Below are 26,812 nucleotides of genomic sequence, written 5' to 3' on the forward strand. Positions count from 1 at the left end.
CCACGCCGTGCCTAGCAGTCGCATCTCGTCAGGCGGGCTTGAAATCCGCGAAGACCGGCTCGCCATTCGGCTTCAGGGCCGCGACGACACTGTTGCGGTACATCACGCCGGCAACCTCGTGGGTGAGGAAGACGTAGCAGCCGCTTTCCTCCATCAGGTCCTGCATCTTCTTGTACATAACGTCGCGCTTGGCCGGATCGAGCTCCACCTTGCCTTCGTTGACCAGCTTGTCGAACTCCTCGCTGTCGAAGCTCTCCCAGTTCCAGACGCCGATCTGGCTGCGGGTGAACCACTCCGTCGCCCAGCTTGGATCGGGCTGCATGGAGAAGCGTTGCACCACCATCTGCAGCTTCTTTGAATATTCGTTCTCCTTCGAACCGAGCGTCCAGAAGGTGCCGCTGTCGTTCTGCTTAATCTCGACGGTGACGCCGACATCAGCAAGATTGGCCTGGATGACCTGCGCGGCCGACAGACGCTCGGTCTTGTTCAGAATGTCCAGCACCACCGTCTGGCCGGCGAGACCCGACTTCTCAATCAGTTCGCGCGCCTTGTCGGGATCGTAGTCGTAGAGGTTCTTCTCGCGGTGCCCGACCAGGCCCGGCGCGATGATGCCGTTCGCCGTGGCCGCGGCGCCGAAATAGGCGGCGTCCACGACGGCCTTGCGGTCGACGGCATACTGCACGGCGCGGCGGGCGTCCGGGTTGTCGAAGGGCGCGACTGCCTTGTTCATGCCGAACCAGACGAAGGCCAGCGATGGTTTTTCGACGACGGTCGTATCCGCCGGCGGTGTCTGCTTCAGGCGCGTGATTGACGACACGGAGGTCCAGGTATAGTCGAGGTCGCCCGCCTCATAGCCGAGTTCCGCAGTCTTCTCGTCCTCGATCGGATGGACGTGGATCTCGTCATAGGCGCCCTGTTCATACTTCCAGTCGGGATTGCGGACGAGCACGGTGCGCTGCTTGGGCAGCCATTCCTTGAGCAGATATGGTCCCGACTGGGCGACCGCCTTGACGCCGAGCTTGCCTCCGGCCTCGGTGACCGCGCGCTTGGACAGGATGGTGCTGGAGGGCGTCGGCAGTGTCGAGGTCCAAAGCGGCGCGAAAGCTTCCTTGAGGTGGATCACGCCCGACAGCTTGTCCTTGACCTCGACCTCCTTCAACGTCACCCAGTCGCCGGCATAGGGCGACTCGTTCTTCGGATCGGCGATGCGTTCGATCGAGAACTTCACGTCCTCCGCAGTCATCTGGCCGAAACCATCGGTGAAACCGATATTGTCACGCAGCTTGAATGCGATCGTCAGCGGGTCGAGCTGGTCGATCGTCTCCACCGCCATCGGCTTCCAGCCCCATTTGTCGCCGGCCGTCGTGATCACCAGTCCGGCGAAGATGACGTTGGTGATGTCGCCCTCCGGCGCCGCGAGGCGGAACGCCGGGTCGAGGATCTGGATATCAGCATAGGAGCGGACCCGGAGGGTCGATCCGGCCGCGCGCGCCTGTTTACCCGGATAGATCAGCGACGCCAGTCCGAGCGCCCCGGCGCCCGCGAGCACGGTCCGGCGTGAAAGGTTCGTGGTGGAAAGCTTGTTCATGTTCGACCCTCTTTGATTATGCGTCATTTGATCCCAGCCGTGGCGTTTTCGCTTCTTGCGGCGGCAGCGTGAACCGTCAGCCTGCTACGTCCGGACACTCGTGTCCAGAAGAAAGTAACCGCATGTTTGCGTGATCGGATTTGCCGAATCCCATCCGGCATCCCCATGCCTATTTCCATATTTCGCTGGCGAGCCGCATGAAATTTCCGCCCATCACGTCGCGCACGGTTCGCTCGGTCTGTCCGCGCCGCAACAGCACCTCGGCGAGTTCCCACAATTGCCGTGGCTCGGCATAGTTGGTCTTGCCTTCGGGATATTCCTCCTTTGGCCAGAATTGCGGATTGTCGGCGATGAGAGTGTCGATGCCGTCGATCTCGACCGGGAAAGCATAGTCCAGACCGATGCCGACATGGCGCGGACCGGCGATGTCGATCAGATATTCGACGTGATCCGCCATGCGCTCGGAATCGATGCGGTTGTCGCCGAGGAATCTGTTGAGGCTAACAACTCCGACTATGCCGCCGGTGCGGGCGCAGGCCCTGATCTGCTCGTCGGTGATGTTGCGGCCGTGTCCGCAAAGCGCCTTCGGATTGGAGTGGGAGAAGATGACCGGCCGATCGGTATATTCCATGACGTCCATGGTGGTGCGGTAACCGGTGTGGGTCACGTCCACGAACATGCCGAGCCGGTTCATCTCGTCGATGACCTGCCGGCCGAACGCCGTCAGGCCGGTGTCCACGTCGTGGCAGCCGCCGCCGGCAAGGTTGTTGCGATTGTAGGCGAAGAGAATCTGGCGCACGCCGAGGCGATGATAGAACTCGACCATCTCCACGCGGCCGTTCAGCGCGTTCATGCCCTCGATGTCGAAGGTGACCGCCAGCTTGCCGGCTGCCTTTGCCGAGGCAATCTCGGAGATCGACGATACGAGTGCATACGCGTTGGGTCGGGCGAGGATCCAGTGCCGGAACGCGGCGAGCGTCGCGATGGTCTTCTCCCATGGCAGGAGATCGAAGCCGACATCGATGGAAAGATAGTCGACGCCGGCATCCCGCCATATCTGCAGATTGTCGAGATTGGCCGCCGGGTCGGGCATGAAGCCGGAATGCGCGTCCCAAATCACTTCGTCGGCAAAGATGGTCTGGACCTGTTCGGAAACGCCCACGGAATCCTCTCGATGTGCAGCATGGCGGAGCCGAAGTGTGCATTCTGCGGTGCCGTGGTCAAGGAATTCGGACTTGCGCACGCTTCTGGATCAATCCATTGTACACGGGTGTCCAGAGCGTGTGGAAAGTCGATGCGGACGAGCGGAGCGTCATGAAGGCGGATTTTCGGTCGTCGCCGCAGTTTGTGGAAACCCTGGAACTGTACGGCAGGCTGTTCGGGCTGAATGGGCATGTCTTTTCAGCGCGTGGGCTGTGCGGCCATGCCGACATTCCTGATGTCTATTTCATCGGTCAGAGTTTTGACGGCGGCTTCGAGGACGGCGTGGCCAACCGTGTCTATCGGGTAGCCCGCGCAGGCGGCGTTCCCGTCCGGCTCAATGATCGCGAAACGCGGCAGATACGGCTGTCGGCCAATGGCCGTCGGCTTGCGGCCGCTGCCGCGAGCGATAAGACCGGCTCTGATCTCATCGAGGTTTGGGCAGGCGACAGACTGGTCGTCAGCGCGGCTGTCCCTGGCCGCGTCGAGTTGATCGACTGGTCTCCGGCTGGAGACCGGCTTCTGCTGATCGTCGCGGGCGCCGGGGCAGATCTCGCCGGCATCCATGGCGGCTATGCCCAGAAGCACTCGACGGACGCGCCGTCCTGGCTTCCCGAGGTCAATTGGGGAGAAGGCGAGGACCTCTGGCGCTCGATATGGACATGGGACCTTGCTGGCGAACCCGTCTCCGTGACTGCCGCCCCGCTGAACGTCTGGGAAGCAAGCTGGTGCGGCGAGGACAAGGTCGCGGCGGTCACCAGCGATCACCACGCCGAAGGAAGCTGGTATGCGGCAAGGCTTTCCATCATCGATGCCGGCTCGGGAGAGGTCGTCCTTTCGCATCTCCCTCCCGACCAGATCGGTGTGCCGCGCGGTTCGGCCGACGGAAGCACCGTTGCTTTGATCCGCGCCTTCTGCAGCGATCGTGGCCTGGTGGCGGGCGAACTGGCGCTGGTCGATGCCAAAACCGGTTCGGTGGAGGTTGTTCCGACGAACGGCGTCGACGTCACGTCCGTGGAGTGGCGATCGCCGGGACGCGTGCATCTCGCGGGTCTGCGGGGACATGAGACGGTGGTGGCGGACTACGATCTGCGGACGCGGCACCTGACGGAAATCTGGGCGTCGACCGACCTGACTTCCGGCGAGTGGGCGCCGGTTTCCTATCCGATCGGCCAGCACGGCACGCTGATGGTCGCAGAGTCCTACGCCAGGCCGCCGTTGCTTGCAGAGGTCGGAGACGGCGACTTGCGCGAAATTGCTTCGTTCTCGACAGAGGATGAGAGCGACGTAGAAGGCCATGGTGCCGTCGAACCTTTTGCATGGACCGCGCCGGACGGGCTGGAGATCCAGGGCTGGCTGGTTCGTCCAGCAGATACAGGTTCCGCGACGCCGCTGCTGATCGACGTGCATGGCGGGCCGGTGTCGGCCCACCGCAACCGCTGGATGGCGCGGACGCGCGCCGCGCCGCTGCTTGCCGCCCGCGGCTGGACGATCCTTTTTCCGAACCCGCGTGGCAGCACCGGGCGCGGCCAAGCCTTTGCCCGCGCGGTCAAGGGCGACATGGGCGGCGCCGACGTCGACGACATCTTGAGCGGCATCGATGCGCTGGTCGCGAAGAGGTGGGTCGACCCCGCGCGTGTCGCGGTCACCGGCACCAGCTACGGCGGCTTCATGTCGGCCTGGCTGCCGACACGGAGCGACCGATTCGCGGCTGCAATTCCCATCTCGCCAGTCGGCGACTGGCACAGCCAGCACCGCACGACGCAGATACCGGAGTTCGACGCGCTGTTCCTCGACGCATCGCCGTGGGACGGGAGCGGTGCCTACTACGCACGCAGCCCCGCATTCTTCAAGCAGCGCACGAAGGTGCCAACACTGGTCATGGCTGGCGGCATCGACAAGAGTACGCCGCCGTCACAGGCGCTCGAATGCCATTTCGCGGCGTTGCGTTCCGGATCCCCCAGCGCGCTCGTGACCTATCCCAGTGCCGGCCATAGCATTCGCGTCTATCCGGAATATTTCGACTCCGCCGCCCGCATAGTCTGGTGGCTGGACACCTATGTGGGCGGGGCGGCGCCTGCGGCAGAAGACAAGGAAGCACGACTTTGACCAAAGGGAACGACAAGCACATCGTTGTGGTCGGCGGCGGCATCATCGGCTGCTCGACTGCGTATCACCTGCTGAAGGCGGGAACGAAGAAGGTGACGCTGCTTGAAGCAGTCGAGCCCGGCAAGGCCACGACCGGCGCTGGTGCGGGTTTCGTCTCGCACTGGTCGGCAGGCATGGTGCTGATGGGCGCCGAAGGATTGACGCTGCAGCAGTACGGCCTCGACTTTTACCACATGCTGCATGAACTCGGAACCGAGATCGGCTACCGGAAGAACGGCACGCTGATGATGGCGCTGACGCCGCAGGGGCGCGACGACTTCGTGATGCCCGTGCTCAATTCGCCCTATGCGCCGAAGGAGATGCAGGACCTGAACGCCGCCCAAATCGGCGCGATCATGGGCGGTCTGGTCGACCCGGCAAAGGTCCATTCCGGCGCCTACAATCCGCATGGCATCCAGGTCGACACCACGCTCGCCCTCGGCGTGCTGCTTGGCGAGATCGAGAAGCTCGGCGGCGTCGTTCGCAGCGGCACGCGGGTCACCTCCGTCACGGAGGCCGATGGCAAGGTGATGCTTGCGACCAGCACCGGCAGGATCGAGGCGGACGGCGTCGTACTCGCCGCCGGCGCCTGGAACAACGAACTCCTCAACGGTCTGGGTTGGCGCCTGCCGATGCTGCGCGTGGTCGCCACGCGCGTCGTCACCGACGATCGCGGCCTGCCGTCGACCTTGCCGACCATTCAGTGCCGCGAATTGCGCTTGTGGCTGCGCGAAACCTTCGGCGCGGTCATGTGGGGTACGGGAAGCCACTATATTCCGCTGCATCGGCTGGGTGGCGAAGAGATCGAACCCGGCCGGCCGCACAATGAGGAATTGATGCAGTCGATGGTCGACCAGCAGATGGAAAAGCTCGAGCCTGTCTTCCCGCCGCTGCGTGGCTCGAAGCTTGCAAGCTGGACGCAGGGCATCCCCTGCTACACCCCCGACGTCGGCCTGCTCGTCGGGCATGTGCCCGGCCATGAAAGCGTGGTTGTCGTCGGCGGCGACAACGAGAGCGGCGTAACCCATGGCCCTGGTCTCGGGCGCCTCGCCACCGAAATCATTCTGGACCGGGAAAAGATCATCGATCCGACACGCTTTCGAGTCGATCGCTATGCCTCCGACGCGTTCAAGGATGAGGCTGCGATCGAGGCCTCGATGCCCGCCTGGAGCGCGCGGCACGGCGTAAATCGTTTCGCAGCGGCCGCCGAATAGGTCATCGTGCTCCGACGCTGCCGAGCAGGGCTTGCGCCACCGCCTGGACGGTGGCGTTGGTTTTCCTGCGGGTGATGAGATAGAAGGCGTCCGCATGCCGGCGGTACGTTTGCGTAAGGCGAACGAGCTGGCCGAGCTTCAATTGCTCTTCGCTGAACCCCGCCCAGGCAAGCGCCGCGCCGCGGCCCGCTATCGCTTCATGCATCATCGGCATGTAGCTCGAAAAAGTCGGGCCGGGGAGGTTGCGGTCCGTGCCGATCCACGAGCGCCAGTTGTCGACCGCATCTGCTGCCGCGGAAAGGTGCAGCAGGGGCACCTCGGCGAAAACCGAGGGGTCTTCCGAACTCAGCGTCGGATATCGTCTCAAGAAGGCGGGCGAGCAGACGGGAAACCAGTCCCCGTCGAACAGCTTGCGCGCAACGAAGCCGGGCCAGTCTTCCGGTTTGCCGAAGCGGATTGAGATTGCTACGTCCGGGCGGCTGAAATCCTCTGCATTGCTGGAGGTAAGCAGCATGACCCGCCCATGCGCTACCAGCGATGTGACGATTTCGAAACGCGGCATGAGCCACGCCTGGACGAGGTCGTAGCCGCTGCCGATGACGAAGGTATCGCGATCCGGTTCCGATAGCCGCTCGACGGCGTCACGTATGGTGCCGAGGCCGTCGCGGATGGCCTCGGCAAGCGTGCCGCCTTCGGTGGTGAGCGCAATGCGATTGCCCTTGCGCGCCAACAAATGCACCGCCAGCCTCGTTTCCAGATTGGCGATGTGGCGGCTGACGGCGGATTGCGCGATGGCCAGTTCGGACGCGGCAGCGGTGAGGCTGCCATGTCGTGCGGTCGCCTCGAAGGCGACCATGGCATTGAGCAGCGGAAGCGATGCCTTCAGCGTCTTCATGAAATGACTGCTTATGCCTTTTCAATATGGAAGTCTGCCAAAATCATGCTTGATGAAAGGCCTGTTTACCCACAACTCTGATGAAAAGTCATCGTAGCCAGCCGCCGGAGTGTTTCCATGCCCGCTAACGAGAAGGCCCTGCCGGCCATCGACCGCAACCGCGTCCTCGGCCTCATCGCCGAACACCGCAAGGACTGGTCGCTGCAGCAGGCCTTCTATCTCGACCCGGAGATTTTCGAAATTGAGCGGCAGCTATGGTTCCCACGGCAATGGGTGATCGTGGCGCATGCCGGCGAAGTACCGGAAAAGGGCCGCTACATCGTCCGCAACCTCTTCGACGAGGAAATCATCATCGTGCGCCATGGCGACGGCGAGGGGGACATCGCCGCCTACTATAACGTCTGCACGCATCGTGGATCGCGGCTCTGCACCAAGGACGGACGCGGCCGCCTGCTTGTCTGCCCTTATCATGCCTGGGGTTTCCGGCTGACGGGCGAATTGCAGACGCGGGCCGATCTGCCGGAGGGCGTCGATCCGGAGGAACTCGGGCGGCACAAGGTGCCGACGAAGGTGTTTGGCGGCCTCGTCATGTGCGGCCTTGACCAAGCGAGCCTGCCCGACATCGAACCGGCGGCGAACGGGCTCACCGATCTGCTGCGCGAGAACGGCGTAGACGGTGCCCGGATCGTTGCCCGAAAAAGCTATCTCACCAAGGCGAACTGGAAGCTGGTGCTGGAAAACTTCCTCGAATGCTACCACTGCCGCCCGGCGCACCCCGAATATTTCCGGGTGAACGGCCACGTCAAAGTCACCGCGATGCGCGATGACTACAATGCCAGGAAATGGCAGGACGAAATAGAGGCTTGGCACAGCGTCATCGGCGACGCCGAATTCAACAAGGGAATCTGGGAGCCGGGCGACCTAGACACGATGCCCTTCGCCATGCACCGCAAGCCGATCGGTTCAGGCCGCCTGACCCTCTCGGATGACGGCCAGCCCGTATCCCGTCTGATGGGCGGCCGCGTCAGCTATGACGGCGGCGAGAACGGGTTCCGTATCGGAAGATTGTCGTTCCTGAGCGCGCCGAACGACTATCTCACCATGTTCCAGATGATTCCGCGCAGCGCCAACGAGACCGACGTGATCCTGACCTGGCTCGTCGACAAGGATGCCGACGCCGACGTCGATCCGGACAAGATCTCCTGGATGTGGGACGTCACGACGGTGCAGGACAAGACAATCACCGAGGACAATGCCCTTGGCATCGCGTCGCGTGTCTACCGCCCAGGCCCATACACGCCGCTGGAGTCGCAAACGGCGTTCTTCATCGAGACTTATCTTTCTCAAATGCAGGCGCTGATCACGGGCCGGCGCGGCGAGAGGCAGGAGCAGTGGGCCGCCCCCTCGCAGCTCTTCGCGTCGCCAAAGGCTGCTTGCAACATTCAAAAGCCATCAGGCTGAGGAACGCGCAAGTTTCGACACATCCGATCCGAGTTTCAGCGCCCATCTGCTGGAAGAGGAAATATCGGTTGCGCATCCTGCCCGATTTTCAAATTGTGTCGCACATGCAGGTCAAACCGGCTTTCGGTTCGGATGAGGCTTTTGGGCGTGCCGAGCCATCCCAGCTTGGTCAATGACCGAGAGCCCAAACCCGAGAACCGGGTTAGCGGCTGGGGTGCCGTTGAATAAGGCCACCGCAGCTTTCGCGTACGATCAATTGCGGCGCGATGAGCTTCATGCCGAACGTTCTCTCGAGCTTGCTTTCGATGAGGCCGACGAGATGCTCCGCCGCCGAACGGCCAAGCTCGCTGGTCGGCTGCGCGACCGTGCTCAGGCGCGGAATCGTGAACTGCGACTCCTGGACGTCGTCATAGGCGATAACGGCCATCTCGCCCGGAACGGAGACGCCGGAATCGGCTGCAGCCCGCAGGATGCTGATGCCAGCCAGATCGAACGTGGCGAATATCGCATCCGGTCGGCCGGGAGCGCGAAGGACTTCGCAGGCCAGTTCGTAGGTCGATTGCCGGTCGAAATCGGCGCTATGGTGCAGGACCGGCTGCAATCCGGCCTTCTCCATGGCCTGGATGTAGCCCTTGGCCCGTTCGCTTGGCATTTTTGAAGGTCCGCACATGGCGGCGATCGAAGTGTGGCCGAGCGCAATCAGGTGATTGGTCGCCATGGCTGCGCCCGTCACTCCGTCCGTCGCCAGCAGGAAGGCATTCGGCGCGTAGTTGATGCGGCGGTCGAGCAGGATGAACGGGACGGGGATCTCCGAGAACAGTGCCATGAGTTCGTCCGAGCTCGACCCGCTGATCAGGATGAGGCCATCAACCTGCCTGTCCAGGAAGGTGCGGACATATCTGAGCTCGCGCTGGGCGTTTTGTTCGCTGTTGCCGAGGACGAGCGTGTATCCAAGGAGATCGGCGTGGTTCTCGATGATCCGGGCCAGTTCCGAATAGAACGGATTGGAGATATCAGGCACGATCAGTCCGATGACGCGCGAACGCTGGCCACGCAATGCCTGCGCGACCCTGTTCGGGCGGTAACCCAGATCGGCAATGGCCTGCAGGACACGCTCCCGAGTCTCGGCCGCGACCGGACGGGGGCCGTCATTGATGACGTAGCTGACCACGGCGGTGGATGTTCCCGCGCGCTCCGCGACGTCGGATCGAGTGACCATGCTCGTTTACGCCCAGCTCGATCGCATGTGGGACATAACCTTGTCGAGGAATGCGCTGTTCGGGTCGGCGAAACCGTCGATCGCCGTGAAATGGTTTCCGCCCTGTTGCGGGTGGAACTCGACGGCATTGCCTTTCGCCTGCCACGCCGCCCCGAAATCTTCTGACTGGCGCCAGAATTCCCGACTTTCCTCGGTTCCCCAGCTCACAAGAAGCGGTATGGCGTGTTCGGGCACGTGGAGAATCGGGCTGTTGCGGCGAATCTGCTGGCCGTTGAACTGGATCTTCGGCTGCAGCCAGGTGTATTGGAACGGCTCCAGATCGTAGAGCCCGCTGATGGGGCAGGCGCCCTTGATGATGTCGGCGCGCAGCATGTAGTCCCCGGCCCAGTCGGTGATCGCCATCATCGCCGTCAGATGGCCGCCGGCCGAGTTGCCGGTGACGTAGAGCCGGTCACGGTCGCCACCGAAAGTCTCCGCATTCTTATAGACCCAGGCAACCGCAGCGCGGCACTGGCGAACGATCTCGTCAACGGTCACCTTCGGGCAGACGTCGTAGTCGATGATCACCGTGGTCACGCCGCGCGCGACGAAGCCGCGGGCGATCCAGATGTAGTTTTCCTTCTTCAATCGCCCGTCGAACCAGTAGCCGCCATGGATGAAGATGACGATGGGCGCGCTCGCGTCTGCCGCCGGATAGATGTCGAGCTTCTCCATCCGCGTCGGCCCATAATGGACGTCCGCGGTCCGCTTCAGCATGGCCCGCGCCTCCTCGGCCTTGGCGATGCGTTCAGCGATGATTTTTTCGAACGCCTTGGGATCGTCGATCCGGATTTCCGGCCTGTATTCCCAGTCGAGCTCTTCCTGGGTGTTGAACTGACGGTAGAGAGGCATCTTCGAATCCTCGGGCGTCCGCATATGGCGCTGAGATCGGTAGATCGGAATTCGCCTGCCGTTCAAGTCTTTCGTGACGGGAAGGGTCGAGCGTTAAAATTCCTGTCAATCCGGCTTGCAACACCAATTCTACGCGTGTAGATATTCATTATCGGGCATATCTCCATATAATGGGGAAGTCCAGCCCACTGGTGAAAATTGGAACCATGGAACCTGCGGCACGCGGGTTCAGGGCGAGCAGTGATGCTCGCCGGGGGAAAACTGTGGAGTAAGAAATGGCAGGCAAGGTCCTTATCGCCGGCGAGACATGGTTCACCACCTCGGTCCATACGAAGGGGTTCGATTCCTTCACGACCACGACCTTTCACGAGGGCTATTCGTTCCTGAAGGCCGCGCTTGAGGCGAGCGGCCACCAGGTCGAAATCATCGAGAACCATGTGGCGCCGACGAACTTTCCCGACAGTCCCGAGGCGCTCAGCCGGTACTCCACCGTCATCCTGAGCGACATCGGCGCCAACACGCTGCTGCTGCACCCGAACACATGGCTCAGGTCCGATCGTTCGGCCAACAAGCTCCACGCGATCGCGGACTACGTGAAGGGTGGCGGCGGCCTGATTATGGTCGGTGGCTATCTCACTTTCACCGGCATCGAAGCCAAGGGCTGCTGGAAGGATACGGTTGTCGAGGCGTGCCTGCCTGTACGGTTGATGACGACGGACGATCGCCAGGAGCATCCGGAGGGTATCGTCGGCGAGATTGTCAAACCTGACCATCCTGTGTTGGCCGGCGTCGATGGCGCACTTCCGGCTCTCCTGGGCTACAACCGCACGAGCCTGGCGCCCGGCGCTGAACTGCTGGCGAAGATCGACGGCGACCCGCTGGTCGCGGTCACGGAAGCGGGAAAGGGCCGCACCGCGGTCTTCACCTCCGACTGCAGCCCGCATTGGTGCCCGACCGATTTTGTGAACTGGCAGGGATATCGGCAACTGTGGTCGAACCTCTGCGCCTGGACCGGGCGGCAGTAAGCGGGCGGCCGCAGTGACGATCGATATCATCCACGACTGCGACCCCGGCAATGACGACGCGCTGGGCATTCTCGCGGCGCTCGGCCATCCGCGGCTCAACCTTCTCGCAGTCACCACCGGCGCCGGGCATCTTTCTGGGGACCGCACGGCGATCAACGGCGCAATCACGGTCGCCGCCGCGCATCCCAGGACTGTTCCGGTCTGCGCCGGCGCGATGGGGCCGCTGGTCCGCGAGCGTCTGATTGCACGCATCCTCGATATGGAAGGCGGGCTCGACGCTGAGAGGACCGACCTCGACCGGATGCCGCTCGATGCGCTGCATTCCATCGATCGCATCGCAGCCGAGGCGAGCGCGCGTCCCGGATTGACGATCGTGGCGACCGGTCCGCTGACCAACCTCGCTTTGGCGCTGCGGCGGCATCCGGAGATTCTTGGCAAGATCGGCCGCATCGTCTCGCTGAGCGGCGCCTGGGGGCTGGGCACCAAGACGGCCGCCGCCGAATGGAACATCCTCTGCGATCCCGAGGCCGCGGCGATCGTCTACGGCTCTGGAATTCCGATCACGATGGTCCCTGTCGACGCCAGCGGCACGGTTCCGATCACCGGCGCGCTCATCGATCAAATCTCACGGTTGAAAGGACTGGCCGCATCCCTCGCCGCGGAACTTCTGGCCTCGCTGGTCACGACCTATCGGCCAGGCGTTCTCGTGCCGCCGGCGATGCCGCTTCACGATCCATGCGCAATCCTGACCGTGGCCGCGCCGGAGATCGTCAGGACGGCCCCAGCGCGCGTCGATGTCGAAACCGCGCCGGGCCTGAATTACGGACGCACCGTCGTCGATTTTGCCGGTCGAACGGACAACCCGAACAATTGCGATGTCGTGATCGCCTTCGATGTCGAGGCCACGCATGCCGCGCTCGTCGATGCCATGCGTCACTTATCGGAACTGCAAACGGGCTCATGAAATGGCCGGCGAGTGGCTGAGATCTTTGAAAGTGCAAGTCAACGAAAATGGGAACAAGGGCATGACGAAAATCTCGAAAATCAGAACCGGACTGGCGGCGGGGCTGCTGGCCCTGTCGGCATTGACCGGAGCGGCCGCTGCGCAGGATTTCAGCGCCGTCTATGTCATGAGCGACAATCTCGGCGACATGGGCTTCAACGACAACGCAAAGACGGGCTTCGACCGTGCCGAGGCAGACGGCGCGAAGGTACGTCTGCTGCAGGCCTCGCCGAGCGATCCGCAGCTGTGGCGCCAGAACCTGGAGGCTGTCTCCAATTCGGGAGAGTGGAGCGTGATCTTCACCGGTCCGAACATGCACGACAACCTCGCGGCGGTCGCGCCGCAGCACCCCGATCAGAAATACGTATTTTTCGACGACCAACTCGACCTGCCGAACGTGCTGTCGGTGAAGTATGCGCAGAACGAAGGCTCCTACCTCGCTGGCGTTTTGGCTGCGATCGCCGCCACCGACAAGGCGACGTTCCCGCTTTCGTCCGGCGAACCCAAGATCGCGGTCGTCGCCGGCATGGACCTGCCGGTGATCCAGGACTTCATCCTTGGCTTCAAGCAGGGAGCGTCGACCGTCGCTCCGAACATCGATGTGCAGGTCATCTTCATCGGCAATTTCAACGACGCGCAGAAGGCCTACGACCTGACCAAGACGGCGATCGAGAACGGAGCCAACGTGGTCTACAACGTCGCCGGCCCTGCCGGCCTTGGCATTCTCAAGGGCGCGGCCGATTCCGGCAAATATGCGATCGGCGTCGATTCCGACCAGAACGGCCTGCATCCGGACAACGTCCTGGCTTCCATGCTCAAGCAGATCGGCAACTCGATCTACGATTCGATCGGGCAGATCCGCGCCAACAAGGCCGAGTTCGGCAAGCTCCAGATCTACGGCCTTGCCAATGAAGGCGTCGGTCTCGCCTACAACGACAAGCTCGTTCCCGCCGCGGTCAAGGCCAAGGTCGACGAGGCAAAGGCGAAGGTCGTGAGCGGCGAACTGAAGGTCGACACGGCATTCAAGTAAGCGCTTGATGGATGGCGGGCTCGGCTATTCGGCCTTGCCCGCCGCCATGCTTTCCCGGGCATCAGATGACCAACGCAGACGACATTCTGAAGCTGTCGGCCATCGCCAAGAGTTTTGGCGACAAGGTCGCCTTGAAGCACGTCGATCTCGATGTGAGACGCGGCGAGGTGCATGTCATCTGCGGCGAGAACGGCGCCGGTAAATCGACGCTGATGAACATTCTCGCCGGCATTCATCAGCCGACGTCCGGCACGATCTTCTTGAATGGCAAGGCCGTCGCTATCCCGGACCCGATCGAGGCAAGCCGCCTCGGCATCGGCATGGTGCATCAGCATTTTGCCCTGGTGCCGTCGATGACGGTGGCCGAAAATGTCTTCCTTGGCCGGCATATACGGAAATGGGGCTTCTTCTCGGACAAGGCCGCCATGGTGGCGCGCACGCGAGACCTGGTCGCCCGCTATCGCTTTGGCCTCGATCCCGAGGCGGTGGTCGGGACGCTTTCGGTTGGCCAACGCCAGCGGGTCGAGATCCTCAAGGCGCTCGCCTTCGACGCCGAACTGCTGATCCTGGACGAACCGACGGCCGTCCTGACGCCGCCCGAAGTCGACGAACTGATCGAAGTCATTGCAGGGCTGCGGGCGCGTGGCCGGACCGTTCTTTTCATCACCCACAAGCTGCGTGAGGTGAAGGCGGTTTCGGATCGGGTGACGGTGATCCGCCATGGCGAAAGTATTTCCACGCACGCGACCGGCACGGTGAGCGAAGCCGACATCGCGCGTGACATGGTCGGCCGAAACGTCTTCCTGGTCGGGCGGGGCACGGACCAGGCGCCGCGGACTTTCGGGGCGCCGGTCCTGAAGCTCAACCGGGTCAGCATGACCAACGCGGCCGGACGCCTGCTTCTGGACGATGTCTCGCTCGACGTGCGCGTCGGCGAAATCTTGGGCATCGCCGGCGTCGACGGCAACGGCCAGACGGAACTTTCGGAGGCCATCGCCGGCCTGATGGACATCCAGGCCGGCTCCATCGAGCTCGGCGGCAGGACCATCACGGAGGCGAGCGTGCCTGACCGGCAGCGGGCCGGCATGGGCTTCGTGCCCGAGGATCGTCTCGACCGGGGTCTCAGCAAGACCATGTCCGTCGCCGAGAACCTGGCAGCAAGCAACTACCGCAGGGCGCACCTCAAGCGGGGCGGCTATGTCGATCAGGACCGCATCGAGGCGTTTGCGGCTGAGAAGATCAGGGAATTCGACGTCAGGGGCGCCATCCCGGACACGCCCGTCGGTACGCTGTCGGGCGGCAACATGCAGAAGGTCGTCATCGCGCGCGAACTCAATCGCGATCCGGACCTCCTACTGGTCTGTCAGCCGACGCGCGGTCTCGACGTCGGCGCATCCGAATTCATCTACGCCCGCATCATGGCCGCGGCCGACCGGGGCAGGGCGGTGCTGCTGATCTCGTCGGAACTGTCCGAGATATTCGCGCTCTCGGACCGCATCGGCGTCATGTATTCCGGCCAGCTCCTGCGGGTCATCGACAGGAAGGACGCCGACGAGGTGACGATCGGAGCGCTGATGAACGGCTCGCTCGAGGCCGCGGCTTGATCGCGGCCCGGCTCAAGAATTCCGCCCGCGCGATGTACGCGCCCGTTGCGGCAATCCTGCTCACGCTGGCGCTCGGGTTCCTGCTGGTGATGGCGATCACGGATGATCCGGTGCGTGCCTATCGCGATCTCCTGTTCGCCAATTTCGACTCGCTCGGCAATTTCGCGCTGTTCCTCAACCGCGCCACGCCGCTGACGTTGATCGCGCTCGGCGTCATTTTCTCCTTCCGTGCCGGCATATTCAATGTCGGCGGCGAAGGCCAGCTCTACGCGGGTGCGATCACCGCGACGGTGATCGGCGTGACCTTCGCGGGACTGCCGGCGGTCGTGCTGCTGCCGCTCGCACTTGCCGGCGGCATTTTCGCCGGCGCTTTCCTGGGCTGGATACCAGGCGTGCTGAAGGTCCGCTTCGCGGTCGACGAAGTGGTGACGACGCTGATGCTCAATATCATCGTGCTACTCTTCACCTCTTATCTGTCCAATCAGGTGATCCGCGACACCAAAAGCTATGGCGCCGTCAGCGAGATGGTGCCGGACAAGATCTGGCTGCCTTCGCTGCCGGGCGTTCCCGGAGCGACGAGCGGCATCGTCGTGGCCGTGCTGCTGGCCATCGCCACATGGGTAGTCCTGTTCCGGACCGAATGGGGCGCGCAGCTTCGCGCATCCGGCACGAACCTGCGTTTTGCGAAGGCTGTGGGCATCCCCGCTGACCATCGCATCATCGTGGCGATGCTGATCGCAGGCGGTTTTGGCGGGCTTGCCGGAGTGCTCTATGTGCTCGGTATCGGCCATCGCTTCGAGCAGAATTTTTCGCCCGACTACGGCCTCGTCGGCCTCACCTGCGCATTGCTGGCGCGCATCCATCCGATCGGCGCGCTGGCGACCGCCATCTTCTACGCGATGATGATCAACGGATCAGCCTACATGCAGATATCGACGGACGTCCCGCGTTCGCTCGTCGACCTCCTGACTGGCCTGCTGGTGCTGCTGATGACGGCGCGCCTCGCCACGGCCAGGACGAGGAGCTAGCGGGATGTCTCTATCGTCCCTCCTTGCCTCGGTCCTCGAACAATCGGCGCCGATCCTTTTGGCAGCGCTGGCAGCGATGATCACGCTTCGGGCGAACATCCTCAACGTGGCGGTCGAGGGCATGATGCTGGTGGCCGCCTTCGTGGCGATCGCGTTGGGCAGTTTGACAGGAAACGCTATGCTTGCGTTCTTCGCGGCAATTGTCGCTTCGATCCTGATGTCGCAGTTGCTGGCGCTGATCACGCTGCGCTTCTCCGCAGACTTCATCGTGGCCGGCCTCGGCATCAACCTGCTTGCCGCCGGCGGCAGCCTGTTCGCGCTGGAGTGGTTTTACCGGAGCCCCGGCGGACTTCGCCCGATCACCTTCCCGGATATCTGGCACGTGCCTGCGGGCAGCCTTTCCTTCCTTCCGGTGATCGGACCTGCGCTGGAGCGGCAGAGCATCATCCTGATCCTGGCCTTCCTTGCCATTCCGCTTTCGGCGCTGTTCCTTTATCGCACCCCGACGGGCGCCTATCTGCGCGCTGTCGGCGAAGACGAACACGCCGCGCGCTCGGCCGGCATCAGCGTTGTCCGCATGAAGGCGCTTTCGCTCGCAATCAGCGGCCTCTTCGCGGGTCTGGCCGGCGCGCAACTCGCGATGGACAAGCTGCATTTCTTCCTGCCGGACATGACCAGCGGCCGGGGCTTCATCGGGCTGGCCGCCACGCTGTTCGGCGGTGGGCACCCTTGGGTGACGGCCGCCGCGTCGCTGCTGTTCGGCTTATTCGGAGCGCTGGGCGACCGCCTGCAGGCCTTCGCCATCCCATCGCAATTCGTGCTGATGCTGCCCTACGTCGCGGCAATCGTCGGCCTCAGCCTTGCCCGTTGGCGCATCCACGTCCGCAACCGCCCGGCAAGGATTGTTACGAAAGGGACTGCCTGATGCTCGCCACGCAAGATCAGGAATTCGTCTTTCGCGTCGGCGGACACGAGCCGCGCCTGCGTGTCGCACAAGGCGAGGCCTTCAGCGTCTTCACCGAGGACTGCTTTTCCGGTCGCCTGACGAGCGTGGATGGCGAGCCGCGAAAGGTCGCTCCCTATCCGCGTGTAAACCCATTGACCGGCCCCATCCATGTTGAGGGCGTCTCGGCGGGCGACATCGTCGCCATTCGCCTGATCTCGCTGACGCCCGCCCGGGAGTGGGGCGTCGCGACCATCTCTCCGGATTTCGGCCTTCTGTCCGGCACCCGCGTGAGCCCGAACCTGCAGGAGCCGCAGGACGAGCATGTCTGGATCTGGCGTTTCACCGCCAATGGCAAGGCGCTCGAAACACCGACGAAGGATGGACGCACGCTCCGCGTTCCCTATCGTCCTTTCCACGGAACGCTTGGCGTCGCACCGGCGCATGGCGAGGTGCGCTTGGCCGTTGCACCTGGGGATTTCGGCGGAAACCTCGATATCCCCGACCTCGGACCCGGCGCGACCCTCTATCTCCGGGCGAATGTCGATGGCGCGCATGTCTATGTGGGCGACGGCCACTACGCCCAGGGCGATGGCGAGATCGCGGGGACAGCGATCGAAGGCGCGTTCAACACGACGCTGATGTGCGAACGCGTGGAGATGGACGACGCGTTCGACTGGCCCCGCTTCGAAAACGACGATATCATCGGCGTGATCGGATGCGCGCGGCCGCTGGATGACGCCTGCCGGATCGCGGTCGCCGGGATGATCCGCTGGGCAGCACGCAGGACCGGCCTTTCGATGCACGATGCACACCAATTGGTGACCCAGTGCTGCCGGCTGCGCATCGGCAATCTGGTAAACCCATTGTTCAGTGTGATGTGTTCCATGGATAAGCGGAACATGGCAGCGAACGATCTGACCTTGAGATCGCTTGGAGAGCTGTAGTCTATAAACTGCGCTTTCGTTTGCGTAAGCCGGGGAGTTGATGCTTGTCGGTAGGAAACGTTTCAGATCCGATAATCCGGCACTCGGCGTGAAGAAGCTGCGTCATCGCTCCTCCGGTTTTCGAATTTAGACTGGGGACGGGAATCGGGCTCGCTTGGCGATGGACCTTCTCCTGAGCACAGCACAGAGACGGTCGGATATCATCCGCATGGGCAGGCAGCACGTTCGCGATGGCTTCCTGACAATCCGTCAATCCAAGACCGGACCGAAGTCTCCATTCCCGTCATAGAGCGCTTTGCCGAGGTGCTCGAAGTGGAGAGCATGGTCACCTGACCTTCCTCGTCACATCACGAGGTAAGCCATTCACAGAATCAGGCTTCACCAATTGGTTCCGCGACATGGTCAAAGAGGCGGACTTGTCACTACATGGTCTGCGAAAGACCGCATGTGTTCGACTGGCGGATGCTGGTCGAAGCGTCACGGACATCACGGCCATCAGCAGTCATCGCAACCTCGCCGAAGTACAAACCCACGTGAGGCCGCGAACCGCAAACGCGCGGCTGTGGCGGCGATCGGATCTATCGCTCATCTGGTCCCGCAGGACGAAAAGCGAACAAACGTTGTCTAACCGATAAATACCGTTAGACAATTGCCCGTCCAAGTCATTGAAATTGCAGGAGATGAGAAGGGACTGGTACGCCCAAGGGGAATCGAACCCCTGTTTGCGCCGTGAGAGGGCTTGAAATTTTTGCTTTTTGTGTCCGCCGCTGTACGCCGATATCCATATATTACAATGGCTTAGCGTTTTGGTGTTCGCTCTTGTCCGTCATTATACGGGGGTGTATAGTGGACAAATAGTGGACAGGTTTTCAGGGGGAAGGGTATGCCAAGGGTAGTGGTGGAGTCACCGATATCGACGCGGGCGGCAAGGGCGAGGCTGGAACCAAGAGCAAAACCATACCTGCACGGATTGGATGCCGGGGTTCATCTTGGCTACATCCGGGGCAAACGTTCCGGCCGCTGGGTGGTGCGCTGGGGCAATAATGGCAGTGACTATCAGGTGGCATCGCTTGGCCCCGCCGACGATGTTATCGCCGTGGGTACGCTCGATTATGAGGCCGCAAAAAGGGCGGCACGGGAACACGTCGCCCAGGCGAGGAAGGATGCAGAGGCCAAGGCCGCTGGCCCGGTGATAACAACAGAAATGGCGATCAAGGATTACGTCGCCGAACGCGATGCACGGGATATCAAAAGGAAGGGGCGGCAAGTCCGATCCGATGCTTCCCGCCGTCTTCACCGCTACATCCTGGGGCAACCGAAGCGGGGAAGATCGGCCGCGATCCCACCGCATCCCATTGCGGCAATAGCCCTCAATGATCTCAAAGAATCCGATCTGGAGGCGTGGCGCGATGGCTTGCCCGCGACGCTAAAAATCACGTCCAAAAAGCGGATGCTCAATGATGTGAAGGCCGCGCTTAATTCGAAATACAAGGCGAACAAGGCCACCCTATCGGAGGGTTTACCCGGCATCATCCTTTCCGGCCTTCGTCTCCCGGATGCGGTTGATATGGACGAGGACGAGGAAGCCTCGATTGCTCGTGAAGGACAGATATTAGCCGATTCTGATATTATCCGGCTCCTGGCCATTGGCAGGACGGTCGACGCGGTACTTGGGATGGAAGGCGATCTATTCCGGTTGCTTGTCGTCATGAACGCCACTGGGGCACGGTTTAGCCAAATCGCGCGGATGCGCGTCAAAGACTGCCAAGTCGCGGTATCTCGCCTAATGGTTCCGGTGAGCCGGAAAGGCAGCAAGAAACCGAAAAGCTCCAGCCATATCGGGTTTCCAGTGGGGCGCGATGTCATGGATGAACTGGTAGCCGTGGTGAGGAAGAGACGCCCCGACGAATTCCTTTTGGAGCGCTGGCGCAAGGTGCAGCGGAAAGGCTCCATAGAATGGTTCCGCGATACCAGAGGCCCTTGGCAGGAAAGCAGTGAGGTGAACCGGGCATGGGCGATCATCGTTGAACGTGCCGGCCTTCCTGGCGTGGTTCAATACTGTTTCCGTCACACGTCAATCGTTCGCTTCCTGAGGAAAAACTATCCGACAAGGGTTGTGGCGGCATATCACGACACCTCAACCGAGATGATTGAAAAATATTACACAGCCCATATCGCGGATGCATTTGAGGACAAGATCCGTGAGGGCTTGGTGCCGCTCGTGCCTGCCGAGGCCGGCGCCCAGGTAATCAAAATGCGACAGGCTTCTGTCAGTTGATGGTGTTCGCCACGGTTCGCCACTGTTGACTTAAAATCGACGTCACCATAGATCTGGCCCTGTAGCGCCGTGATGGCGCCACGCGGGCGATGCCCACTATCCGGAAAGGAATGACTAAACCGGATGTGAGGCGCGCAAAGAAAGGATAAACGCACGCCAGCCCTTCGGTTCCGAACCGGGGGGCTTTGTCTTTTCAAAGCTCTCCAAAACGAAAACTGTTTTAAGAGTGCTGAGAGATGAAAAGCAAAAAGGCGGAAACCAAGGCGGATGATAAGCCGCCCATTGTCTTTCCCAAATTCGATTACACGGTTGATGAACTTCTTGAAGTCAGCGCCGGTGGCCGCACCCTGCTCTATGACGCCATCGGCGAGGGCAAGCTGATCGCCCGTAAAGAGGGTAGGCGCACCGTCATCCTGCATGACGAGTATCTCGCCTACCTCAAGAGCCTGCCCGCTATCCCGCCGCGCGCCCCGACGCCGGTCGACGGCGAGGGCGAGGGGGTAGCGCCGTGAGCACCGCCTTTTTCCCGTTCGGCCCGCCCGCCCCGGTGGCGGTAACGGCGCAAGAGCGTTTCGAGAATGTCGTTACCGCGATGCTCCTTATCCGGGAAAACCCGGAGGATTGCTTTTCCGGGATCTGGGAAAACGATAGGGAGGCTTGGCCCGTTGTCGCCACAGATTCCCTCTGGTTGTCGGGTGTGATGCGCTGGTTTGAACCCGCATTTCATCCCCGCATGGAACGTGAAGCGGTTCTGTGCGCCGCCTACCTTCGCGAAGAATACGAGTGGGATGTTAGCGGCCCAAACCCGGCCGTTGCAGTCCGCACCATTAATCGTATCGCCAACGGCTTGATTGATGAGCGTTACCGCGATTTCGGCAATCTCGATTTTCTCCCCGCGTTCGATCTCGCCAACTATCAGGACGATTACCGCGTCTACCGCTGGGCGGAAGTCACTGGCCGCTTGATCTACTGTGGCGGCCGTTCGATCCACGCCAAGTTCAACGCCTCGCCCTGGGTGAATCTTTACGCGGATCTGCCACGCCCGGAACGGCTCCAGAGATACGAGAAACACATCCTGGGGATGCCGGACACCACGGAACGGCTTGCCAGTCTTCAGGGCAAGCTTCCCGCGTTGTGGCGTGATGGTGAATCCGACGAGGCCGATGTTCTCCATGATCTGCTGAAGCACGCCCAGGGGGTGCTGTGATGAGCAACGATCTCGCATCCTCCGTAGAGTCGATCCACCGGCAAGCCACTGAGGCCGGCATCAAAATGGCCGAATATACCTTTGAGGTGCGCCACGTTGAATGGAATCGCCTCCAAATCTTCGATGCTGCTCACCAAGCGTTTGCGGCCGGGTTGCTGCACCTTCACTTGTCTCCCGGCATGATAGAAGCCTCGCCGGAACTCGTCCGAGTCATGGCCGAAACATACATCGAAGCCATGGCCGGACGCCTGGCTGAACTCGCCGAGCTTGAACCCGACGACGGCGCGCCATCATGAAGGCGATGTTCAACCGCCACCAGATCGAAGAGATGGTAAGGCGCGGCCGCATGGTGGCGAGGCTTCCCGCCCGGCTCCGTGCCGACGCCGTTGATGGCCATGTCGCCGCATATCAGGCCGAATTGATCGACGTCGGTATCAGCGGCGCGGATCTCAGCGCTGCGTTGAATTCGATACGCCGCACTCTTGATGCCGCGATGCGTGAGGCTTTGTACTCCAGGCGTAAGGCGGTAACCTCGCCCGCCCTGATCGCGCTGGCCCGCCGTGCGGGGGCGCCGAAATGATCCATCAAAAAAGAAAGCCCAGGCGTTTTGCCGTGACGCCGGCCGGCCTGGGCTCAATTTGTCAACTTGCATGCATGCCTCAAGGAATGAACCATGCCTGATGGAAAATATTCCTTTGCCGACGATATGGCAAGCGCCGGCACCACGGCGGAAACCAGACGCGCGATGCGTCGCAAGATGCTGCGCACCCAGCGCAATATCCAGCGCCGCACCGCGAAGGTTTTGGGCAAGGTTCCGGTGCGCCACGCTTTCAGGAAAGAGCTTTTGCGGCTCCGCGAAATCGAGAAAATTATCCGGCACCGGTTCGGCCTTTTCCTTCCTGAAATCGATGCAGACGGGGTTTTCCATGGTGAGGCATATCTGCATGCCGTCGCCGCCGCGATTCATGCATCCGGTTCCAAGGATGTCCTTTCCGATCTCCAGGCGTGGTGCAGCTACATCGCGCCGTTTTTGCTCAATCCTGATTATCTCGATCCGATGGCTGATGCCGTCGCGTCGGTGCGGCATCGGACTTTCGATCTTCGTAGCGATGCCGTCGCTCGGCTCTTGGGAATAACCTTGGACGAACGTTTGGCACTGGGGTTGAAAACCGTTGGCGCCTGCGATTGCTCGCCGGCCGATCTCAGGAAGATCATGAAGGACAGGAAGATGGTTGCCGACAGGGAACGCATTGCCGAGAAACGCAAAGCCCAGGGCAGGCAACGCCGTGCTGAGTATCTGGAGGCCAATCCCATATCGAGGCTGAAGCCCTGGGAAGCCGAAGGGATATCCCGGCGCACTTGGTATCGCCGACAAAAGGCTGACACAGGTGTGTCGCGTATAGAAGATTCTAAGGATGAGATGTGCGACACACTTGTGCCATCGCCACAGATTGAGCTTCAGCCGCGTAAGCGGCATTCCCTGAAAGAAAAAGGGAACATGCAACGCGATGTCATCGACACTCGCCGCGAAGCGAAGCGTAGCGAGGCCGAAGGCCGTGAGCCGTATAAGGCGAACAGCGAGGCTATCCCCCTGATCAATGCAGTCTTCGACGCCCTTCGCGGCCCCTGGGACGGTAGCAGGATGATCACCGGAAACGCGCCGGTTCCGTGGAGGTTCGTGAACGTCATCCACTAGATCCGAAAAAAACCCTTGGGAGGGAATTTTGGCGTCGGAAGGGAAAGCCCACGCTGAAACGGAATACGGAAATGAAATCGAATATCAAAATCACCCGCGCCCAGTCCCCATGGGGTGACAGGCTGAGCCTGGGCGAAGCCGCTGGATATCTTCGCGTCGGACTGAGCACGTTGCAGAAGCGCATGGCGGCCGGGACTGGCCCGAAGGGCGAAATGTTCAATGGTCGCTGGGAATTTGAGATCTCGGAACTGATCCGGTGGCGACAGTCTCAGGCGAGGAAGATCTAAATCTCCTTTCAAGCAGCATTCGCAAATTCACGGGGCGCCGTTCCCCTGTTTGTCTGTCGACATTTTGCTCGACTTCGTTCGATACATCGATTCGAAACATATCGCGGCAAGCCTAAATCTGATACTCTACCAATTACGTTCCAAGGGGGAGTTCATGGACAAGATTCGACAATTAGGAGAAGCAATCAGAGATTTTTCGCTAGTGCTGTTTTGTATCGGGATTGCCGGGATGATAATGGTACCCGGCTATGTAAGCGAAATTTTTGCAAGTCGCGCGGCGGAATGGAACGCGATAAACAGCCCACTAAAAGATAACCTAGTTCGATTTGATATTAATCAGGGTGATATCGGTTGGCTCAATGTGCGATTTCCGGAGACGATGCGCATCAACCAGGATGCCCCATTAATTGCTGAATATGTTGCTAATTTTCGGGCGTGGAATAGGAATCAAAGAGAGGTGCGGGAATACAAGATTGCGGTTGAACTGGAGGCGCCAAACTTGGAAATCAATCCGACTCCCCTTGTTCATAAATATAATATAGAGAGACTGCTTGATTATGGTCGAGAGGAGAAGATTTGGACAGTAGAACCAAAACGTGAAGGGGAATTTACCCTAGTTGTTAGATTTTTCGCAACAGGCGGCGCCAGCATACGCCCGATGCGGATCCACGTAAATGATACTACTACAGTTAATAATAATCAGGTTGCTCTGGGCGTAAAAGTAAACACCATTTATCATGTGCCGCAGTGGGTTGTTAATGTTATCAAGGCAGCGGGCGTGGCATTTTCTGCGTTCCTAACCTTGCCGTTTGTGAAGGTACTGCTTGAAACATGGATCCAGCGTAGATATCCGAGCCGCGACGAGAATGCGGAGGGGAGCAAACCAAATTCAGACGACTCCGCAGCCTCAAAGCAACGCGACAATAAGCTCAAATCACGCAAGCCGTCGAAAAACATCGGCTGAGCTTCTTCCGGATCTCGTCGGACGTTTCCTTTGATTTCCGTGCGGTGTCGGTAATCTTGGTTTAGGAAATCTTTCCCCGCATATCGCGGGGCATGTCGATCTGGACACGCATAACCGGGCGTAACGCCCAGCCGGTCGAGGACGCCAAGGATTTTACCTTGGCCGATCCCCAGGCCCTCGCTCTGTTCGGAATCCCAGCATCGCTTTCCGGTGTGAGCGTCGGCGAAGCCACCGCAATGGCCCAGAGCACGGCCGGCGCTTGTTTGCGGCTGATCTCAAACACCTTGGGTTCGCTCCCCGTCCATACCTTTAAAAAGGACGCCGACGGGGAAAGGGAACGCGCCACCGATCACCCGGCCGATAAGCTCTTGGGTGGCTTTACCTGCCCGTGGCAGGCATCATCCGAATTCGTCCAGTTGATGACGTTCGCCGCTCTGGTCGACGGACGAGCCTACGCCAAGGTGACGCGTGTCAGGGGCGAGGTTAGGGAAATCCTTATGCTCCCGCGTGGCGCCGTTCGCCGTGAGGTGGACGAGGCCACCCTTGAACCGCATTATTTCGTCCGCCTGAAAAGCGGTGGCGAAACCCGGTTCACCTATCAGGACATCATAGAGCTTTCGCCGTTCGGTGGCCGCTCGCCCCTCCGCGACGCTGGGAACGCCGTGGGCTTGGCCGTGGTGCTGGAACAGCATGGTTCCAGCCTTTTCAAGAATGCGGCCCGGCCGGGCGGTGTTCTGAAAATGAAGGCCCGGCTCAATGATCTTGGTGCGGCCCGTCTTCGTGAGTCGTGGGAAAGCGCTTTCCGCAGCGGCGATAACGGCCGCGTCGCGGTGCTCGAAGATGGCACCGAATGGCAGGCCCTCGCCCTTACCAGCACCGATGCTCAATACCTTGAACTCAGGCAAATGCAGGTCTCGGAAATCGCCCGGTCGTTCGGGGTTCCCGAAGTCCTGATCTCTTCGCTCGCCCGTGGGACGTGGCGCAACATCGAAGAGCTTTCCCGCGTCTTCCTCCAAACCTGCATATTGCCCTGGGTCAACGCCTGGGAAGCGGCTCTTGAACGCGCCGTGCTCACCCCGGCCGAACGTGCGGCCGGGCTTTTTATCGAGATGTCTACGGCCGGTTTGGAGCGTGGCGACACCGCCGCCCGGTTCGCTTCCTACAGCGTCGCCCGCACCGCTGGAATCATGACGGCAAACGAGGTGCGCCGGCTCGAAAACCTGCCCGCTCACCCGGAAGGCGACAGCCTTGCAAATCCAAACACCACGCCCGGTCCAGCCGGCGCCACCACCAGGGAATCCGAACATGAATAAGGCGTTCCCGGAAAATCTTCGCCCCGAGATGGCGCCTCAGCCGGTCGACGGAATGCCGGGCGTGTTCGCCTATTTCAGCTTCAGCGCCGTGGGGCAGACTTGTGAAGCCGCTGGGCTTCCCGCCGCCGCCGCTCTACTCGCCGCCCTCTTGCGTGGCGAGGTCAAGGCTATCGAGGAAGGGGTGAGCCGTGGGCTGATCAACAGCGACGGTTCTCGTTGGGCGGCTGGCGTCGATGCCGTGCCGCTCCCGACGCTGGAAATCGGCCGCATCCTTTCTGACGCCCTTCACCGTCGCCTCTGGGGGAAGCCGCTCGATTTCATCATTGAGGGCGAGGCGTGATGTCTGACACCGGCTCCCATATCGAATTGGACGTGAAGGCGGTCGAAGATGACGGCACCTTCACCGGTTACGCCAGCACCTACGCCGTTGATCAAGGGCGCGACGTCGTTGTCCCTGGGGCGTTTGCCAAGTCGCTGGCCACCCGCCCGGCCGGGCGTATTAAAATGCTCCGCGATCATGATCCGCGCCAGCTTATTGGCCAGTGGATCGATGCCAAGGAAGACGCCACCGGCTTGTGGGTCAAAGGCCGGCTTCTGCTCGATATCGGCGCTGCCAAGGAAGCTTACACGCTGATCAAAGCCGGCGCCCTTGATGGCCTTTCCATCGGGTTCCGTACCCTTCGTGATCGCTGGGACTCCGCGAAAAAGGTTCGCTTCCTAGAGGAAGTCGATCTTCGCGAAATCTCGCTCACCGCCTTTCCCATGAATGAATCCGCCGCCGTCCAGGCGGTAAAGGATGACGATTTCGCCCGACGCATCGTCGCCGCGATCCACCGGGCCAACGCCCAAATTCAGCGCGCCTAGGGAGAAA

At 61.3% G+C, this 26,812-nt stretch carries 27 protein-coding genes; 22 read left to right on the top strand and 5 right to left on the bottom strand.

From position 1 onward, the window contains the following. Window positions 1–28 precede the first annotated feature (28 nt). Both ACH196_RS08045 and ACH196_RS08050 read right to left on the bottom strand, forming a co-directional pair. The gene (locus ACH196_RS08045) at window positions 29–1,588 is read right to left on the bottom strand and encodes an ABC transporter substrate-binding protein (RefSeq protein ID WP_396646362.1); all 1,560 of its coding nucleotides are present in this window, start codon (window positions 1,586–1,588) and stop codon (window positions 29–31) included. 169 nt (window positions 1,589–1,757) lie between these two features. Then, entirely contained in the window at window positions 1,758–2,750 is a 993-nt protein-coding gene (locus tag ACH196_RS08050; RefSeq protein WP_396646363.1) for a dipeptidase, read from the bottom strand. Window positions 2,751–2,848: 98 nt separating this feature from the next. Between ACH196_RS08050 and ACH196_RS08055 the strand changes: the two genes are divergently transcribed. Continuing rightward, window positions 2,849–4,897, top strand: a complete 2,049-nt coding sequence (locus ACH196_RS08055) for an alpha/beta hydrolase family protein (RefSeq protein WP_396646364.1) — start codon at window positions 2,849–2,851, stop codon at window positions 4,895–4,897. After that, window positions 4,894–6,150, top strand: coding sequence for an NAD(P)/FAD-dependent oxidoreductase (locus tag ACH196_RS08060; RefSeq protein ID WP_396646365.1), 1,257 nt, complete (start codon window positions 4,894–4,896; stop codon window positions 6,148–6,150). The genes ACH196_RS08055 and ACH196_RS08060 overlap by 4 nt, the downstream gene beginning before the upstream one ends. A 1-nt stretch (window position 6,151) precedes the next feature. Here the strand turns inward: ACH196_RS08060 and ACH196_RS08065 are convergent, their stop codons facing one another. Beyond that, window positions 6,152–7,045 carry a LysR family transcriptional regulator gene (locus ACH196_RS08065; RefSeq protein ID WP_396646366.1) on the bottom strand — a complete coding sequence of 298 codons (894 nt, stop codon included), beginning with the start codon at window positions 7,043–7,045 and terminating at the stop codon, window positions 6,152–6,154. 117 nt (window positions 7,046–7,162) lie between these two features. Here ACH196_RS08065 and ACH196_RS08070 point away from each other — a divergent pair, with 117 nt between their 5' ends. Further along, window positions 7,163–8,506 carry an SRPBCC family protein gene (locus tag ACH196_RS08070; RefSeq protein WP_396646367.1) on the top strand — a complete coding sequence of 448 codons (1,344 nt, stop codon included), beginning with the start codon at window positions 7,163–7,165 and terminating at the stop codon, window positions 8,504–8,506. A gap of 202 nt (window positions 8,507–8,708) precedes the next feature. Here ACH196_RS08070 and ACH196_RS08075 read toward each other — a convergent pair whose 3' ends face one another. Next, the gene (locus ACH196_RS08075; RefSeq protein ID WP_396646368.1) at window positions 8,709–9,725 is read right to left on the bottom strand and encodes a LacI family DNA-binding transcriptional regulator; all 1,017 of its coding nucleotides are present in this window, start codon (window positions 9,723–9,725) and stop codon (window positions 8,709–8,711) included. A 6-nt stretch (window positions 9,726–9,731) separates the two neighbouring features. Then, entirely contained in the window at window positions 9,732–10,616 is an 885-nt protein-coding gene (locus ACH196_RS08080; RefSeq protein WP_396646369.1) for an alpha/beta hydrolase, read from the bottom strand. A gap of 275 nt (window positions 10,617–10,891) precedes the next feature. Here ACH196_RS08080 and ACH196_RS08085 point away from each other — a divergent pair, with 275 nt between their 5' ends. The 19 genes from ACH196_RS08085 to ACH196_RS08175 all read left to right on the top strand — a co-directional run bounded on the left by ACH196_RS08085 (window position 10,892) and on the right by ACH196_RS08175 (window position 26,805). Beyond that, a complete protein-coding gene (locus tag ACH196_RS08085) occupies window positions 10,892–11,641 on the top strand; it encodes a glutamine amidotransferase (RefSeq protein ID WP_396646370.1) in 750 nt (249 codons plus the stop codon). A gap of 13 nt (window positions 11,642–11,654) precedes the next feature. Continuing rightward, window positions 11,655–12,605, top strand: coding sequence for a nucleoside hydrolase (locus tag ACH196_RS08090; RefSeq protein ID WP_396646371.1), 951 nt, complete (start codon window positions 11,655–11,657; stop codon window positions 12,603–12,605). A gap of 61 nt (window positions 12,606–12,666) precedes the next feature. Continuing rightward, window positions 12,667–13,674: a BMP family protein gene (locus ACH196_RS08095; RefSeq protein WP_396646372.1), complete on the top strand. Its 1,008-nt coding sequence runs from the start codon at window positions 12,667–12,669 to the stop codon at window positions 13,672–13,674. 65 nt (window positions 13,675–13,739) lie between these two features. Next, complete coding sequence (locus ACH196_RS08100) at window positions 13,740–15,278, top strand: ABC transporter ATP-binding protein (protein WP_396646373.1); 1,539 nt, start codon at window positions 13,740–13,742, stop codon at window positions 15,276–15,278. Next, entirely contained in the window at window positions 15,275–16,306 is a 1,032-nt protein-coding gene (locus ACH196_RS08105; protein WP_396646374.1) for an ABC transporter permease, read from the top strand. The genes ACH196_RS08100 and ACH196_RS08105 overlap by 4 nt, the downstream gene beginning before the upstream one ends. A gap of 4 nt (window positions 16,307–16,310) precedes the next feature. Continuing rightward, the gene (locus ACH196_RS08110; RefSeq protein ID WP_396646375.1) at window positions 16,311–17,231 is read left to right on the top strand and encodes an ABC transporter permease; all 921 of its coding nucleotides are present in this window, start codon (window positions 16,311–16,313) and stop codon (window positions 17,229–17,231) included. Beyond that, window positions 17,231–18,196 (top strand): acetamidase/formamidase family protein, encoded by a 966-nt coding sequence (locus tag ACH196_RS08115; protein ID WP_396646376.1) that lies wholly within the window; start codon window positions 17,231–17,233, stop codon window positions 18,194–18,196. Before ACH196_RS08110 ends, ACH196_RS08115 begins: the two co-directional genes overlap by 1 nt. 329 nt (window positions 18,197–18,525) lie before the next feature. Beyond that, the gene (locus ACH196_RS08120) at window positions 18,526–18,831 is read left to right on the top strand and encodes a tyrosine-type recombinase/integrase (protein WP_396646460.1); all 306 of its coding nucleotides are present in this window, start codon (window positions 18,526–18,528) and stop codon (window positions 18,829–18,831) included. Between the two features lie 248 nt (window positions 18,832–19,079). After that, window positions 19,080–20,474 (top strand): tyrosine-type recombinase/integrase, encoded by a 1,395-nt coding sequence (locus ACH196_RS08125; protein ID WP_396646377.1) that lies wholly within the window; start codon window positions 19,080–19,082, stop codon window positions 20,472–20,474. 236 nt (window positions 20,475–20,710) lie between these two features. Then, complete coding sequence (locus ACH196_RS08130; protein ID WP_396646378.1) at window positions 20,711–20,986, top strand: hypothetical protein; 276 nt, start codon at window positions 20,711–20,713, stop codon at window positions 20,984–20,986. Continuing rightward, window positions 20,983–21,681 carry a hypothetical protein gene (locus tag ACH196_RS08135; RefSeq protein ID WP_396646379.1) on the top strand — a complete coding sequence of 233 codons (699 nt, stop codon included), beginning with the start codon at window positions 20,983–20,985 and terminating at the stop codon, window positions 21,679–21,681. The genes ACH196_RS08130 and ACH196_RS08135 overlap by 4 nt, the downstream gene beginning before the upstream one ends. After that, window positions 21,681–21,977, top strand: a complete 297-nt coding sequence (locus ACH196_RS08140) for a hypothetical protein (RefSeq protein ID WP_396646380.1) — start codon at window positions 21,681–21,683, stop codon at window positions 21,975–21,977. Before ACH196_RS08135 ends, ACH196_RS08140 begins: the two co-directional genes overlap by 1 nt. Beyond that, window positions 21,974–22,261 (top strand): hypothetical protein, encoded by a 288-nt coding sequence (locus ACH196_RS08145; protein WP_396646381.1) that lies wholly within the window; start codon window positions 21,974–21,976, stop codon window positions 22,259–22,261. Before ACH196_RS08140 ends, ACH196_RS08145 begins: the two co-directional genes overlap by 4 nt. A 93-nt stretch (window positions 22,262–22,354) precedes the next feature. Continuing rightward, entirely contained in the window at window positions 22,355–23,377 is a 1,023-nt protein-coding gene (locus ACH196_RS08150) for a hypothetical protein (protein WP_396646382.1), read from the top strand. Window positions 23,378–23,448: 71 nt separating this feature from the next. Then, window positions 23,449–23,664, top strand: a complete 216-nt coding sequence (locus tag ACH196_RS08155) for a DNA-binding protein (protein ID WP_396646383.1) — start codon at window positions 23,449–23,451, stop codon at window positions 23,662–23,664. A gap of 154 nt (window positions 23,665–23,818) precedes the next feature. Then, complete coding sequence (locus tag ACH196_RS08160) at window positions 23,819–24,628, top strand: hypothetical protein (RefSeq protein ID WP_396646384.1); 810 nt, start codon at window positions 23,819–23,821, stop codon at window positions 24,626–24,628. A gap of 92 nt (window positions 24,629–24,720) precedes the next feature. Next, window positions 24,721–25,941: a phage portal protein gene (locus ACH196_RS08165; protein ID WP_396646385.1), complete on the top strand. Its 1,221-nt coding sequence runs from the start codon at window positions 24,721–24,723 to the stop codon at window positions 25,939–25,941. After that, complete coding sequence (locus ACH196_RS08170; RefSeq protein ID WP_396646386.1) at window positions 25,934–26,281, top strand: hypothetical protein; 348 nt, start codon at window positions 25,934–25,936, stop codon at window positions 26,279–26,281. Before ACH196_RS08165 ends, ACH196_RS08170 begins: the two co-directional genes overlap by 8 nt. Further along, on the top strand, window positions 26,281–26,805 hold the full coding sequence (locus ACH196_RS08175) for an HK97 family phage prohead protease (RefSeq protein WP_396646387.1): 525 nt from the start codon (window positions 26,281–26,283) through the stop codon (window positions 26,803–26,805). Before ACH196_RS08170 ends, ACH196_RS08175 begins: the two co-directional genes overlap by 1 nt. Window positions 26,806–26,812: the final 7 nt, after the last annotated feature.

The organism is Mesorhizobium sp. IMUNJ 23232, from assembly GCF_044326205.1.
GTDB lineage: Bacteria > Pseudomonadota > Alphaproteobacteria > Rhizobiales > Rhizobiaceae > Kumtagia.

Excerpts from the sequence above, each read along its gene's own strand:
- ACH196_RS08160 (WP_396646384.1), top strand. The coding sequence starts at position 23,819 with ATGGACAAGATTCGACAATTAGGAGAAGCAATCAGAGATTTTTCGCTA.
- ACH196_RS08080 (WP_396646369.1), bottom strand. The coding sequence starts at position 10,616 with ATGCCTCTCTACCGTCAGTTCAACACCCAGGAAGAGCTCGACTGGGAA.
- ACH196_RS08125 (WP_396646377.1), top strand. The coding sequence starts at position 19,080 with ATGCCAAGGGTAGTGGTGGAGTCACCGATATCGACGCGGGCGGCAAGG.
- ACH196_RS08115 (WP_396646376.1), top strand. The coding sequence starts at position 17,231 with ATGCTCGCCACGCAAGATCAGGAATTCGTCTTTCGCGTCGGCGGACAC.
- ACH196_RS08075 (WP_396646368.1), bottom strand. The coding sequence starts at position 9,725 with ATGGTCACTCGATCCGACGTCGCGGAGCGCGCGGGAACATCCACCGCC.
- ACH196_RS08155 (WP_396646383.1), top strand. The coding sequence starts at position 23,449 with ATGAAATCGAATATCAAAATCACCCGCGCCCAGTCCCCATGGGGTGAC.
- ACH196_RS08140 (WP_396646380.1), top strand. The coding sequence starts at position 21,681 with ATGAGCAACGATCTCGCATCCTCCGTAGAGTCGATCCACCGGCAAGCC.
- ACH196_RS08175 (WP_396646387.1), top strand. The coding sequence starts at position 26,281 with ATGTCTGACACCGGCTCCCATATCGAATTGGACGTGAAGGCGGTCGAA.
- ACH196_RS08100 (WP_396646373.1), top strand. The coding sequence starts at position 13,740 with ATGACCAACGCAGACGACATTCTGAAGCTGTCGGCCATCGCCAAGAGT.
- ACH196_RS08095 (WP_396646372.1), top strand. The coding sequence starts at position 12,667 with ATGACGAAAATCTCGAAAATCAGAACCGGACTGGCGGCGGGGCTGCTG.
- ACH196_RS08170 (WP_396646386.1), top strand. The coding sequence starts at position 25,934 with ATGAATAAGGCGTTCCCGGAAAATCTTCGCCCCGAGATGGCGCCTCAG.
- ACH196_RS08150 (WP_396646382.1), top strand. The coding sequence starts at position 22,355 with ATGCCTGATGGAAAATATTCCTTTGCCGACGATATGGCAAGCGCCGGC.
- ACH196_RS08130 (WP_396646378.1), top strand. The coding sequence starts at position 20,711 with ATGAAAAGCAAAAAGGCGGAAACCAAGGCGGATGATAAGCCGCCCATT.
- ACH196_RS08070 (WP_396646367.1), top strand. The coding sequence starts at position 7,163 with ATGCCCGCTAACGAGAAGGCCCTGCCGGCCATCGACCGCAACCGCGTC.
- ACH196_RS08165 (WP_396646385.1), top strand. The coding sequence starts at position 24,721 with ATGTCGATCTGGACACGCATAACCGGGCGTAACGCCCAGCCGGTCGAG.
- ACH196_RS08065 (WP_396646366.1), bottom strand. The coding sequence starts at position 7,045 with ATGAAGACGCTGAAGGCATCGCTTCCGCTGCTCAATGCCATGGTCGCC.
- ACH196_RS08110 (WP_396646375.1), top strand. The coding sequence starts at position 16,311 with ATGTCTCTATCGTCCCTCCTTGCCTCGGTCCTCGAACAATCGGCGCCG.
- ACH196_RS08045 (WP_396646362.1), bottom strand. The coding sequence starts at position 1,588 with ATGAACAAGCTTTCCACCACGAACCTTTCACGCCGGACCGTGCTCGCG.
- ACH196_RS08145 (WP_396646381.1), top strand. The coding sequence starts at position 21,974 with ATGAAGGCGATGTTCAACCGCCACCAGATCGAAGAGATGGTAAGGCGC.
- ACH196_RS08085 (WP_396646370.1), top strand. The coding sequence starts at position 10,892 with ATGGCAGGCAAGGTCCTTATCGCCGGCGAGACATGGTTCACCACCTCG.